The organism is Pseudomonas sp. QS1027 (genome assembly GCF_002814235.1).
GTDB lineage: Bacteria > Pseudomonadota > Gammaproteobacteria > Pseudomonadales > Pseudomonadaceae > Aquipseudomonas.
Map to the genome: position 1 here is coordinate 417283 of NZ_PHSU01000011.1, position 13266 is coordinate 430548.

10 protein-coding genes are annotated in these 13266 nt (G+C 60.5%); 2 read left to right on the forward strand and 8 right to left on the reverse strand.

Going from position 1 to position 13266, the window contains the following annotated elements; all coding sequences use genetic code 11:
* Positions 1–5: 5 nt before the first annotated feature.
* From CWE01_RS12755 to sdhC, 5 genes are all read right to left on the reverse strand, one after another.
* Positions 6–2837: a 2-oxoglutarate dehydrogenase E1 component gene (locus CWE01_RS12755; protein WP_100940871.1), complete on the reverse strand. Its 2832-nt coding sequence runs from the start codon at positions 2835–2837 to the stop codon at positions 6–8.
* Between the two features lie 278 nt (positions 2838–3115).
* Positions 3116–3820, reverse strand: a complete 705-nt coding sequence (locus tag CWE01_RS12760; protein ID WP_100940979.1) for a succinate dehydrogenase iron-sulfur subunit — start codon at positions 3818–3820, stop codon at positions 3116–3118.
* Between the two features lie 12 nt (positions 3821–3832).
* Complete coding sequence (gene sdhA, locus CWE01_RS12765) at positions 3833–5605, reverse strand: succinate dehydrogenase flavoprotein subunit (protein WP_100940872.1); 1773 nt, start codon at positions 5603–5605, stop codon at positions 3833–3835.
* Between the two features lie 3 nt (positions 5606–5608).
* Positions 5609–5977 carry a succinate dehydrogenase, hydrophobic membrane anchor protein gene (gene sdhD / locus CWE01_RS12770; RefSeq protein ID WP_100940873.1) on the reverse strand — a complete coding sequence of 123 codons (369 nt, stop codon included), beginning with the start codon at positions 5975–5977 and terminating at the stop codon, positions 5609–5611.
* Positions 5971–6345: a succinate dehydrogenase, cytochrome b556 subunit gene (gene sdhC / locus CWE01_RS12775; RefSeq protein ID WP_040065285.1), complete on the reverse strand. Its 375-nt coding sequence runs from the start codon at positions 6343–6345 to the stop codon at positions 5971–5973. Before sdhC ends, sdhD begins: the two co-directional genes overlap by 7 nt.
* A 363-nt stretch (positions 6346–6708) precedes the next feature.
* On the opposite strand from sdhC, the gene gltA reads away from it, so the two are divergent.
* Positions 6709–7998, forward strand: a complete 1290-nt coding sequence (gene gltA, locus CWE01_RS12780; protein ID WP_100940874.1) for a citrate synthase — start codon at positions 6709–6711, stop codon at positions 7996–7998.
* 300 nt (positions 7999–8298) lie between these two features.
* Here the strand turns inward: gltA and CWE01_RS12785 are convergent, their stop codons facing one another.
* From CWE01_RS12785 to CWE01_RS12795, 3 genes are all read right to left on the reverse strand, one after another.
* The gene (locus CWE01_RS12785) at positions 8299–9957 is read right to left on the reverse strand and encodes a cation acetate symporter (protein WP_100940875.1); all 1659 of its coding nucleotides are present in this window, start codon (positions 9955–9957) and stop codon (positions 8299–8301) included.
* Positions 9954–10265 (reverse strand): DUF485 domain-containing protein, encoded by a 312-nt coding sequence (locus CWE01_RS12790; protein ID WP_100940876.1) that lies wholly within the window; start codon positions 10263–10265, stop codon positions 9954–9956. The genes CWE01_RS12785 and CWE01_RS12790 overlap by 4 nt, the downstream gene beginning before the upstream one ends.
* A 226-nt stretch (positions 10266–10491) precedes the next feature.
* Positions 10492–11340: a glycine betaine ABC transporter substrate-binding protein gene (locus tag CWE01_RS12795; protein WP_100940877.1), complete on the reverse strand. Its 849-nt coding sequence runs from the start codon at positions 11338–11340 to the stop codon at positions 10492–10494.
* 329 nt (positions 11341–11669) lie between these two features.
* Here CWE01_RS12795 and CWE01_RS12800 point away from each other — a divergent pair, with 329 nt between their 5' ends.
* Positions 11670–13220 (forward strand): beta (1-6) glucans synthase, encoded by a 1551-nt coding sequence (locus tag CWE01_RS12800; RefSeq protein ID WP_100940878.1) that lies wholly within the window; start codon positions 11670–11672, stop codon positions 13218–13220.
* Positions 13221–13266: the final 46 nt, after the last annotated feature.

Sequence of the window (13266 nt, forward strand, 5' to 3'; positions counted from 1 at the left end):
AGGCGTTAAACAGTAAAGGCATCTTGCAGCAGTTTTTCCTGCTGCTCAGCGTGCATCGATGCATAACCACAAGCCGGTGCAGCAGAGGCGTCACGGCCGGCGTACTCAAGTACCAGCGACTTGTTGTGCCCGCCAACGATGCGACGCATGTGATGCTGACTGCTGTACCAGGCGCCCTGGTTCATCGGCTCTTCCTGACACCAGACGATGTGCTTGAGGTTCTTGTACGGGCCCAGGATTTCGATCAGATCGTCTTCCGGGAACGGATACAGTTGCTCGATACGCACGACAGCGATGTCGTCACGGCCTTCGGCACGACGTTTTTCCAGCAGGTCGTAGTAGACCTTGCCGCTGCACAGAATCAGACGGCTGACCTTTTTCGGGTCCAGGGCGTCGATTTCCGGGATAACGGTCTGGAACGAACCTTCGGCCAGATCTTCCAGCGTGGAGATTGCCAGCTTGTGACGCAGCAGCGACTTGGGCGTCAGCACGATCAGCGGCTTGCGCAGCGGACGGATGACCTGACGACGCAGCAGGTGGTAGATCTGCGCCGGGGTGGTCGGCACGCAAACCTGGACGTTGTGCTCGGCGCACAGCTGCAGGTAGCGTTCCAGACGGGCCGAGGAGTGCTCCGGACCCTGACCTTCATAACCGTGCGGCAGCAGCATGGTCAGACCGCACAGACGGCCCCACTTGTGCTCGCCACTGGTGATGAACTGGTCGACAACCACCTGGGCACCGTTGGCGAAGTCGCCGAACTGGGCTTCCCAGATCACCAGCGCCTCGGGCGTGGTGGTCGAGTAACCGTATTCGAACGCCAGCACGGCTTCTTCCGACAGGAACGAGTCGTACAGGTCGAAGCGTGGCTGACCTTCGTACAGGTTCTGCAGCGGAATGTAGGTGCCCGCGTCTTTCTGGTTGTGCAGCACGGCATGACGGTGCGAGAACGTACCGCGGCCGATGTCCTGGCCGGTCATGCGGATCGGGTGACCTTCGAACGCCAGGGTCGCGTACGCCATGGTTTCGGCGTAACCCCAGTTGATCGGCAGGCCGCCGGCTTGCATCTTCTGACGGTCTTCGTAGATCTTCGCGACCTGGCGCTGGACCACGAAGCCTTCCGGGATTTCCAGCAGCTTGGCGGACAGTTCCTGCAGGGTCTTCAGATCGAAGCGGGTGTCGTGACGTGCCGTCCACGCGTGACCCAGGTACGGGCGCCAGTCGACGAACAACTCCTTGTTCGGTTCCTTGACCAGGCTTTTTACCACGTGCAGACCGTTGTCCAGGGCGTTGCGGTATTCGTCGATCTTCGCCTGGACGCGCTCTTCATCCAGCACCTTGGCCTGAACCAGGCGCTCGGCGTACAGCTCACGGGTAGTGCGCTGCTTGGTGATCTGCTGATACATCAACGGCTGGGTGCCGCTAGGCTCATCCGCTTCGTTGTGACCACGACGACGGTAGCAGACCAGGTCGATCACCACGTCACGCTTGTACTGCATGCGGTAGTCGATGGCCAGCTGGGTCACGAACAGGACGGCTTCCGGATCATCGCCATTCACATGGAGAATCGGCGCCTGGATCATCTTCGCAACGTCGGTGGCGTACTCGGTGGAACGCGAGTCCAGCGGGTTGCTGATGGTGAAACCGACCTGGTTGTTGATGACGATGTGCACGGTGCCGCCGGTCTTGAAACCGCGGGTCTGCGACATCTGGAAGGTTTCCATGACCACGCCTTGACCGGCGAACGCCGCGTCACCGTGGAGGGAAATCGGCAGAACCTTGTCACCGGCCGCATCGTTACGACGGTCCTGACGGGCGCGAACCGAACCTTCGACCACCGGGGAAACGATTTCCAGGTGGGACGGGTTGAACGCCATGGCCAGGTGAACTTCACCGCCGGTGGTCATCACGTTGGACGAGAAGCCCTGGTGGTATTTCACGTCACCGGAACCCAGCTCGACCTTCTTCTTGCCTTCGAACTCGTCGAACAGATCGCGCGGGTTCTTGCCGAAGGTGTTGACCAGTACGTTCAGACGGCCACGGTGGGCCATGCCGATGACGATTTCCTTGGTGCCGTAGGAACCGGAACGCTGGATCAGCTCGTCGAGCATCGGAATCAGGCTCTCGCCGCCTTCCAGACCGAAACGCTTGGTGCCCGGGTACTTGGTGCCCAGGTACTTTTCCAGGCCTTCGGCGGCGGTGACGCGCTCGAGCAGGTGGCTCTTGATTTCCGCGGAGAAGGTCGGACGGCCGCGCACGCTTTCCAGACGCTGCTGGAACCAGTGGCGTTGCTCGGTATCGACGATGTGCGTGAATTCAGCGCCAATGGTGCGGCAATATGTCTGCTGCAACGCTTCGTGAATTTCGCGTAGGCTCGCTTCCTCTTTGCCGATGAACAGGTCGCCGGCACGGAAGGTCGTATCAAGATCGGCATTGGTCAAGCCGTAATGATTGATCGACAGGTCTGCGGGTGCAGGACGCTGCCACAGTCCCAGCGGGTCGAGCTGGGCTGCTTGGTGGCCACGCATCCTGTAGGCCTGGATCAATCGCAGCACTTCAACCTGCTTCTTCTCGTGCTCACTGCTCACGCTGCCGGCGGAAACCGGTTGGGCGCGGCGCTGGTTCTTTGCCAGCAAGACGAAATGGTCGCGGATTGTCGAGTGCGAAACATCGGTGGCAGCGTTGCCGTCAGCGGGCAACGTCTGAAATTTGGTGCGCCACTCTTCTGGCACAGCGTTAGGGTCGTGCAGGTAGAGCTCGTAGAGCTCTTCCACATAGGCAGCGTTACCACCTGAAAGATAGCCGCTGTTCCACATGCGCTGCATCACGCTTTCTTGCATGCTTGGTCACCCTCGGTTAGGGGACACCACCGGCGAAAACACCACGCACGCTTGCAAAAGTCCGAATGCAGCGACCAAAACAAGCCACTTGGGATCACGCTGATAGTCCGGGTACCAGCCCGGATGCCCCTGCTGGTCTCATTTCTTCAAAAATAAGAGCCACAGCTTTATGAGCCGTTGCTCTGGTTATAGCCGGGGCGCGGGTTGAAGCCCGTGCCCTGGCCTTTCTACGGTTACAGCGGTGCTACTTTTACAACAGCCAGGTTACAGCCGCTGAATCACACGCCGCTTTGCAGCAGCATGTTACGGATGTGACCGATGGCCTTGGTCGGATTCAGGCCCTTCGGACATACGTTGACGCAGTTCATGATCCCGCGGCAGCGGAATACGCTGAACGGGTCATCCAGCGAGGCCAGACGCTCGGTGGTCTTGGTGTCGCGGCTGTCTGCCAGGAAGCGATACGCTTGCAGCAGGGCGGCCGGGCCCAGGAACTTGTCGGGGTTCCACCAGAAGGACGGGCAGGAAGTCGAGCAGCAAGCGCACAGGATGCACTCGTACAGACCGTCCAGCTTCTCGCGCTCTTCCGGTGTCTGCAGACGTTCGATGGCCGGAGCCGGCGTGTCGTTCTGCAGGAATGGCTTCACCTTCTCGTACTGCTTGTAGAAGATGCTCATATCGACGACCAAGTCACGGATCACTGGCAAACCAGGCAGTGGACGCACCACCAGCTTGTTGCCCTTGACCACGGCGGACAGCGGCGTGATGCACGCCAGGCCGTTCTTGCCGTTGATATTCATGCCGTCGGAACCGCACACGCCTTCACGGCACGAGCGACGATAGGAGAAACCTTCGTCCTGTTCCTTGATCAGGGCCAGCACGTCCAGCACCATCAAGTCCTTGCCACCGGTGTCGACCTGGAAAACCTGGGTTTTCGGCGCGGCGTCGGTGTCCGGGTTGTAACGATAAACTTCGACTTGCAACATATCGATCACCCTTTAGTAAGTCCGGACTTTTGGTTCGAAAGTCGGAACGGTCTTCGGCGAGAAGTTAACGGCACGCTTGGTCACACGCTTCTCACCCGGGAAGAACAGGGTATGGCACAGCCAGTTTTCGTCGTCGCGCTCTTCAAAGTCTTCACGGGCGTGGGCGCCGCGGGACTCTTTGCGATGCTCAGCGGCAATCGCCGTGGCTTCGGCCACTTCCAGCAGGTTTTGCAGCTCGAGGGCCTCAATACGCGCGGTGTTGAAGGCCTGGGACTTGTCGTTGATCTTGACGTTGGCAATACGAGTGCGCAGGTCAGCCAACTGGGCAATACCCTTCTGCATGTATTCGCCGGTACGGAATACACCGAAGTAGTTCTGCATGCAGCTTTGCAGCTCGCGACGCAGGGTAGCCACGTCTTCGCCGTCGGTACGCTCGTTCAGAGCGGACAGACGAGCCAGTGCCGCCGTGATGTTGGCGTCGGTGGCGTCGTCGTAGTCGATACCGTCGGTCAGGGCTTTTTCCAGGTGCAGGCCAGCTGCACGGCCGAAGACCACCAGGTCGAGCAACGAGTTGCCGCCCAGGCGGTTGGCGCCGTGAACCGATACACACGCCACTTCACCGACCGCGAACAGGCCAGGGATGATGGTGTCGACGCCTTCGGCGTCCTGGGTGATCGCCTGGCCATGGATGTTGGTGGCAACGCCGCCCATCATGTAGTGGCAGGTTGGAACGACCGGAACCGGCGCGACGACCGGGTCGACGTGGGCAAAGGTCTTGGACAGCTCACAGATACCTGGCAGGCGGCTGTGCAGCACTTCCTCGCCGAGGTGGTCGAGCTTGAGCAGCACGTGGTCGCCGTTCGGACCACAGCCGTTGCCGGCGATGATTTCCTTGACCATCGAACGTGCTACCACGTCACGACCGGCCAGGTCTTTCGCGTTCGGAGCATAACGCTCCATGAAACGCTCGCCGTGCTTGTTGATCAGGTAACCGCCTTCACCGCGGCAACCTTCGGTGACCAGTACACCGGCGCCGGCGATGCCGGTCGGGTGGAACTGCCACATTTCGATGTCTTGTACCGGCACGCCAGCACGCAGGGCCATGCCGACGCCGTCACCGGTGTTGATCAGGGCATTGGTGGTGGACGAGTAGATACGACCGGCACCGCCGGTGGCCAGGACAGTGGCCTTGGCGCGGATGTAGCTGGTTTCGCCGGTTTCGATGCAGATGGCGATCACACCGACGAACGCGCCGTCCTGGTTCTTCACCAGATCGACCGCGTAGTACTCGTTCAGGAACACGGTCCCGGCTTTCAGGTTGCCCTGATAAAGGGTGTGCAGCAGCGCGTGACCGGTACGGTCGGAAGCGGCACAGGTACGTGCAGCCTGACCGCCCTTACCGTAATCCTTCGACTGACCGCCGAATGGACGCTGGTAGATACGACCCTGCTCGGTACGCGAGAACGGCATACCCATGTGGTCCAGCTCGTAAACGGCAGCCGGGCCTTCCTGACACATGTATTCGATAGCGTCCTGGTCACCGATATAGTCGGAACCCTTGACGGTATCGTACATGTGCCAGCGCCAGTCATCGTTCGGATCGGCGGACGCGATGGCGCAGGTGATGCCACCCTGGGCGGATACGGTGTGCGAACGGGTCGGGAACACCTTGGTGATCACGGCCGTCTTGTGACCGCCCTGGGCCAGTTGCAGTGCGGCACGCATGCCCGCGCCGCCGCCGCCAATGATGATGGCGTCGAAAGAAATCGTTGGAATGTTAGCCATGAATCAGATACCCCAGAGAATCTGCACACCCCAGACGAAGTACGCGAACATCGCAACGCCGCATACCACCTGGAAAAGGAAACGCACGACAGTCGCGGACTTGCCGAACGCCATCGGCGTCAGGTAGTCGGTCGCGATGGTCCACATGCCGACCCAGGCGTGAGCGCCCAGGGCCACCAGGGCCAACAGACTGAAGATGCGCATCCCGCTGTGAGAGAACAGGCCGTGCCATTGGGCGTAGCCCAGGCCCGGGTTCGCAATGACGTATCCGATCAGGAAAATGAAGTAAGCCGCGAGAACGACCGCCGACACGCGCTGTGCCATCCAGTCATAGAGGCCCGAGCGCGAGAGGTTTGTGACGTTGGTTACCATATCCAGACTCCTGCCAGCACGATGATCACCACGGAAACGGCGATAACGATTTTCGAGCCCAGCTTGCCGCCTTCCAGCGTTTCACCGATGCCCATGTCCATGATCAGATGGCGCACACCGGCAACCAGGTGATACAGCAAGGCGGACAGGATGCCCCAAATCACTAGCTTGGCTAGCGGACTGGTCAAACACGCTTTCACCTGACCGAAGCCTTCCTCGGAGCTCAGCGACTTGTCCAATGCGTAAAGCATGATGGCCAGGCTGACAAAGAGGATGACACCGGAAATACGGTGAAGAATGGACGTGTAAGCAGTGACTGGGAGTTTGATGGTCCTTAGGTCGAGGTTTACAGGTCGTTGGCTTTTCACGGCTTTTTTTTCACTGATGAGCCCTAACGATCAGGGCAAAGTTGTTGGGCAAGTGCACTGGTCAGGTACCCACCACCCAGGGAGTGACGACCCCCAATAAAACAGGCCCAAAAGCCTCTGGCGGTCGGCTGCCGAGTATAGACAGTTAGGCTACTAATGACAACGCAAAGGACTACCCCTAATAGCGCATTGCGTTAGCCGGATAAAAGGCGTAAATAGCCGTCAATTTCGAGGAAAAGCCCTGCCCAAAGCCGCCTACGACAAGACTTTTGGCAAATTGACATTCGAATTTATCTCACTATAGTGGTGCGGGCCCTGCGTGGGGGGCCTGTCTGATGATTTCAAGCATAAATAGGAGGCCACATGGCTGACAAAAAAGCGCAGTTGATCATCGAGGGCGCAGCCCCCGTCGAGCTGCCCATTTTAACCGGCACCGTTGGTCCCGATGTAATCGACGTGCGGGGCCTGACGGCCACGGGCCGGTTCACATTCGACCCTGGCTTCATGTCGACCGCTTCCTGCGAGTCGAAGATCACCTATATCGACGGCGATAACGGCATCCTGCTGCACCGCGGCTACCCGATCGAGCAACTCGCCGAGAAATCCGACTACCTGGAAACCTGCTACCTGCTGCTCAACGGCGAATTGCCGACGGTCGAGCAGAAAGCCCAGTTCGTCAGCACCGTGAAGAACCACACCATGGTGCACGAGCAGTTGAAGACCTTCTTCAACGGCTTCCGCCGCGACGCCCACCCGATGGCCGTGATGTGCGGCGTGGTTGGCGCCCTGTCGGCCTTCTACCACGACTCCCTGGACATCAATAACCCCCAGCACCGCGAAATCTCCGCGGTCCGCCTGGTGGCCAAGATGCCGACCCTGGCAGCGATGGTTTACAAGTACTCCATGGGTCAACCCATGATGTACCCGCGCAACGACCTGTCGTACGCGGAAAATTTCCTGCACATGATGTTCAACACCCCGTGCGAGATCAAACCGATCAGCCCGGTGCTCGCCAAGGCCATGGACCGGATCTTCATCCTCCACGCCGACCACGAGCAGAACGCTTCGACCTCCACCGTGCGCCTGGCGGGCTCTTCGGGTGCCAACCCGTTCGCCTGTATCGCCGCCGGTATCGCCGCGCTCTGGGGCCCTGCCCACGGCGGCGCGAACGAAGCGGTCCTGACCATGCTCGATGAAATCGGCGATGTCTCGAACATCGACAAGTTCATCGCCAAGGCCAAGGACAAGAACGATCCGTTCAAGCTGATGGGCTTCGGTCACCGGGTCTACAAGAACCGCGACCCACGCGCCACCGTGATGAAGCAGACCTGCGACGAAGTACTGAAAGAGCTGGGCATCAACAACGATCCGCAGCTGGAACTGGCCATGCGTCTCGAAGAGATCGCCCTGACCGACCCGTACTTCATCGAACGTTCGCTCTACCCGAACGTCGACTTCTACTCGGGGATCATCCTCAAGGCGATCGGCATTCCAACCAGCATGTTCACCGTGATCTTCGCCCTGGCGCGGACCGTGGGCTGGATCTCCCACTGGAAGGAAATGCTCTCCAGCCCGTACAAGATTGGCCGTCCACGCCAGCTGTACACCGGCTACGAGTCGCGTGACATCACCAAGCTGGAAGACCGCAAGTAAGGTTTACCCCAGGGCAAGACCTTGGCTGCACCGGAAACGGCCTCTTGATAGAGGCCGTTTCTGTTTGTGGCGCCCTGCCCGCGCCGATCACAGGCTTTGCATACGACACAAACCTGTAGGAGCCGGCTTGCTGGCGATAGGAGCGCCGCGGTGTATCAGACGCACCGCGTTATCGTTCATCGCCAGCAAGCCGACTCCTACAGGTCCGTATTGTCTGCGAGCGCCCAATAAAAATGCCCCGGTCTCTCGACCGGGGCATTTTCGTTATGGCGCAGCTTATCTATAGAAGCCTGTACAACCTTAGTGAGAAACCGCCCCACTCGCCCCAAGTCCGGTCTGCGAACGTACGAACTGCGGGAAGAACAGCGCCCGCTCCTTCTCCGCCGCCGCCGACTTGTCGGTGATGGAGAAGAACCAGATCCCGACAAACGCAATGATCATCGAGAACAGCGCCGGGTACTCATACGGGAAGATCGCCTTCTCATGATGCAAGATCTGCACCCAGATGGTCGGGCCGAGGATCATCAGCCCTACCGCGCTGATCAGGCCCATCCAGCCGCCGATCATCGCGCCACGGGTGGTCAGCTTCTGCCAGTACATGGAAAGCAGCAGCACCGGGAAGTTGCAACTGGCGGCAATCGAGAACGCCAGGCCGACCATGAACGCAATGTTCTGGCTTTCGAACAGGATACCCAGGCCGATCGCCAGCACGCCGAGGGCGATGGTGGTGATCTTCGAGACGCGGATCTCATCCTTCTCGTTGGCCTTGCCCTTCTTGATCACGCTGGCATACAGGTCATGGGACACCGCCGAGGCACCGGCCAGGGTCAGACCGGCCACCACCGCGAGAATGGTGGCAAAGGCCACGGCCGAGATAAAGCCGAGGAACACGCTCCCCCCCACCGCGTCGGCCAGGTGCACCGCCGCCATGTTGTTGCCGCCGAGCAACGCGCCGGCCGCATCCTTGAACGCCGGATTGGTGCTCACCAGCAGGATCGCGCCAAAACCGATGATAAAGGTCAGGATATAGAAGTAGCCGATGAAGCCAGTGGCGTACAGCACGCTCTTGCGCGCTTCCTTGGCGTCGCTCACGGTGAAGAAACGCATCAGGATATGCGGCAGGCCGGCGGTACCGAACATCAGCGCCAGACCCAGCGAGAAGGCCGAGACCGGATCCTTCACCAGGCCGCCCGGGCTCATGATCGCTTCACCCTTGGGGTGAACCTTGATCGCTTCGGCAAACAGCATGTTGAAGTCGAAGTTGACGTGCTTCATCACCATCAGCGCCATGAACGAGGCACCGGACAGCAACAGCACCGCCTTGATGATCTGCACCCAGGTGGTCGCCAGCATGCCGCCGAACAGCACATAGAGGCACATCAGGATGCCCACCAGGATCACCGCCACGTAGTAGTCGAGGCCGAACAGCAGCTGGATCAGCTTGCCGGCACCGACCATCTGGGCGATCAGGTAGAACGCCACCACCACCAGCGAGCCGCAGGCCGACAGCGAGCGGATCTGGGTTTGCCCGAGGCGATAGGAGGCCACGTCGGCAAAGGTGTACTTGCCCAGGTTGCGCAGGCGCTCGGCGATCAGGAACAGAATGATCGGCCAGCCCACCAGGAAGCCGATGGAGTAGATCAGGCCGTCGTAGCCCGAGGCATAGACCAGCGCGGAAATCCCCAGGAAGGACGCCGCCGACATGTAGTCGCCGGCAATCGCCAGGCCGTTCTGCAAACCGGTGATCTTGCCGCCCGCCGCGTAGTAGTCGGCGGCCGACTTGTTGCGCTTGGACGCCCAGTAGGTGATGCACAGGGTGGCGCCGACGAACACCACGAACATCGCGATAGCCGCCACATTGAGAGGTTGCTTGTGCACTTCGCCGGTCAGGGCGTCAGCCGCCAGGACCAGGGGCGCGAAGGCCGAGCCGGCCAATACTGCCAATAGACGCCGGATCATTGTTGGGCCTCCTTGAGAATCGCGTTGTTCAGGTCGTCGAACTCGCCATTGGCGCGACGCACATAGATGGCCGTCAGGACGAATGCCGAAAGGATCAGTCCGACACCCAACGGGATGCCCCAGGTGATGGAAGAGCCGGGACTGAGCTTGGCGCCCAGAATCTGCGGCCCATAGGCGATCAACAGAATGAAAGCCGAGTAAAGCCCAAGCATGATCGCCGAAAGTATCCAGGCGAAGCGTTCCCGTTTCCTGACCAGCTCCTTGAAGCGCGGGCTGTTTTGAATCGAGAGGTAAATGCTGTCGTTCATTGTTTTTATCCTCGCAGCACAGATGAGATGAAACATTTTTCACTTTAGGCGGCTGGGGAAGCGAAACCAGACGACCTTAGTATTAGAACGACATTACGGTTTCGCCAGTTTTCAGGCCGAAGGCGCTCTACCTCAGTGTAGGCGGTGATAAGGGGTCCCAGACGCAAAAAGGCCGCATGACGGAATGTCATGCGGCCTTTTCGGGGTTATTACGTCAGCGAGAGAGTTACTTGATCCACTCGGCTACGCGGTCCGGGTGCTTGGCGACCCAATCCTTGGCCGCGACGTCCGGCTTGGCGCCGTCCTGGACGGCCAGCATGACTTCGCCGATCTCATCCTTGGAGGCCCACTGGAATTTCTTCAGGAACGCCGCCACTTCCGGCGCCTTGGCTTCCAGGCCCTTGCTGCCGATGCTGTTGACGGTCTCGGCCGCGCCATAGACGCCTTTCGGGTCGTCGAGGAAGCGCAGTTTCCACTTGGCGAACATCCAGTGCGGCACCCAACCGGTCACGGCAATGGATTCGTGCTTCTCTTCGGCACGGGTCAATTCGGCGATCATCGCCGCGCCCGAGCTGGCTTGCAGCTTGTAGTCCAGACCGTAGTCCTTGATGGCCTGGTCAGTCTTGAGCATCACGCCTGAACCGGCGTCGATGCCGACAATCTTGTTCTTGTAGGTGGTGTCATCCTTCAGGTCGGCGATGGATTTGGCCGTGACGTACTCCGGCACGATCAGGCCGATCTTGGCGTCCTTGAAGTTGGGGCCGTAGTCGACCACCTTGTCCTTGTTCTTGGCCCAGTATTCACCGTGGGTCACCGGCAGCCAGGCGGAGAGCATGGCATCGAGCTTGCCGGTGGCAACGCCCTGCCACATGATCCCGGTCGCCACGGCCTGCAGCTTCACGTCGTAACCCAACTTCTGCTTGATCACCTCCGCCGCCACGTTGGTGGTGGCCACGCTGTCGGACCAGCCATCGACATAACCGATGGTGATTTCCTTGCCAGCGGCACTTACCAGGGTGGAGCTGATCGCCAGCGCCAGAACAGCACCGGCGCCTAAGAGTCGTCGCATCTTCATCGTTACTTCCCCGAAATGCTGCACCCGACGACTGCCGGGCGACGTCAACGTATTGTTATGGTGCACGGCGCCCCCATCACGCCTCACCGCCAAACCGTTCGATCATCAGCGGAGTACTGACGCCCTGATCATCAACCCGCCTCGCCCATCGACCTGCTCTGACAGCGACCTCAAGGCAACGAGAAACGACATCAGAACGCCAGCAGTCGGGGGCTTGAGAAATCCCCTCATCTATTGCGCTCGAACTTTGCATGACAAAATACTGCACAGGCCCAAGGCCGGGGGAAATCCGGGTAACATGCGCGGCTTTGTTCCCATACGGCCCGACCATGTCCGCCACTGCCCGCTTCCCGCTCCGCCCCTTTTTGTTCGCCTGCCTGTTCGGGCTTCTTGCACTCTGCGGCTTCTGGTATGGCCTCGGCCAGCCGGTGATCCTGCCCGATGCGGCAACCCCGACCCACAAGCTGCAATGCGCGTCCTATACCCCGTTCGCCAAGGACCAATCGCCCTTCGACCAGCCGTTCAAGCCTCGTCTTGAGCGCATGGATGCCGACCTGGCGCTGCTGGCATCGCGCTTCGAGTGCATTCGCACCTATTCCATGACCGGCCTAGAAGCCTTGCCGGACCTGGCGCGCAAACATGGCCTGAAAATGATGATCGGCGCCTGGGTCAACAGCAATCCGGTGGACACCGAGAAGGAGGTCGACGCCCTGATCGCCTCGGCCAACGCCAACGCCGATGTGGTCAGCGCGGTGATCGTCGGCAACGAAACCCTGCTGCGCAAGGAAGTCACCGGCGACCAACTGGTCAAGCTGATCCACAAGGTCAAGGCCAACGTGAAGCAACCGGTCACCTATGCCGATGTCTGGGAGTTCTGGCTCCAGCATCCGCAGGTCGCCCCCGCCGTGGACTTCCTGACCATTCACCTGTTGCCGTATTGGGAAGATGAACCTGCCGGTATCGACCGCGCGCTCGAGCACGTCGCCCAGGTACGCGAGGTGTTCGGCAAGCGGTTCGCGCCCAAGGACATCCTGATCGGTGAAACCGGCTGGCCGAGCGAAGGCCGCCAGCGTGAAACCGCCCTGCCGAGCCGGGTCAACGAAGCCAGGTTCATTCGCGGCTTTGTCACCCTGGCCGAGCAGAACGGCTGGCACTACAACCTGATCGAGGCCTTCGACCAGCCGTGGAAGCGCGGCAGCGAAGGGGCGGTCGGCGGTTACTGGGGGCTGTTCGATGCCGATCGCCAGGACAAGGGCGTGTTGGCGGGTCCCGTCTCGAACCTGCCGCAATGGCCTCTGTGGCTGGGGTTCGGCGGGGTGATTTTCCTCGGTACCTTGCTGCTGGCCGGGCGAGTGCGCAGCACGCGGGCGGCACTGCTGTTGCCGCTGCTGGGGGCGCTGGCAGGCTGTTCCATCGGCGCCTGGGGCGAGCTGGCGTGGGTCACCAGCCGGTTTACCAGCGAGTGGGTCTGGGCCGGCTTGCTGGTGCTGTTGAACCTGCTGGTGCTGGCGTATGCGGCACTGGCCCTGGGTAGCCAGGCCGGTTGGCGCGCCGGTCTGTTCAAAGCGCTGGAGCAACGCGCCGGCTGGCTGCTGGCAGGTGCGGGCTTTGCCGCGGCGGTGATGATGCTGGAGTTGGTGTTCGATCCACGCTACCGCAGCTTCCCGAGCGCGGCCTTGCTGTTGCCGGCGCTGGTGTTCCTGGTGCGTCCGGTGCGCGGCCCGCGTCGGGAGATAGGTTTGCTGGCGTTGATCATCGGCGCCGGTATTGCTCCGCAACTGTACCGCGAGGGTTTGGCCAACCAGCAGGCCTGGGGTTGGGCGCTGGTCAGCGTGCTGATGGTGGTCGCGTTGTGGCGCAGTGTGCGGATTGGCAAATAACAGACAAACCCGACTTCAGGGCTCGACGCTATTGCGCGCTGAAACA